Genomic DNA, 406 nt, shown 5'->3' with positions numbered 1-406 from the left:
TTCCGACGAATCCTGTTTTCTCGACAAATTCTGTTCTCCTGCCGGGTCCAAGTTTTCCGACGAATTCTGATCTTCTAGCAAATCCCGTTCTTTCGACGAATCATGTTCTCCCGACAAATTCCAATTCTGCTCCCCCCACAATCCGTTTCGCTCCGTTCGAAGTGCACGAAGCTCTGGTCGGACGTCATCCGCAGAATCGCCAACCGCCTGGTCATTGTTAGGTGGCGCATCCTTCGCTCCCTCCTCCGGCGCCTCAGAACCAAACGAAGTTCGACGGCGGTCCACGGCCGCCGCCACAGCAGACACTGAAGCAGAGATAGAGGCAGAAGGCTGATACAACGTCGTTCCCGCTTTCTTGCCCAAACGTTTGGTCGCGGTCAAAAACTTGGCGTAGGTTCGCAACAAC

The 406-nt window shown here is 54.4% G+C and carries 1 pseudogene; it reads right to left on the bottom strand.

The window, feature by feature from the left end:
• A pseudogene (locus EHQ17_RS20120) lies at positions 1–406 on the bottom strand (DUF1564 domain-containing protein); the annotation flags it as partial.

Source organism: Leptospira gomenensis, assembly GCF_004770155.1.
Lineage (GTDB): Bacteria > Spirochaetota > Leptospiria > Leptospirales > Leptospiraceae > Leptospira > Leptospira gomenensis.
This window is presented reverse-complemented; position numbering and strand designations above follow the sequence as displayed.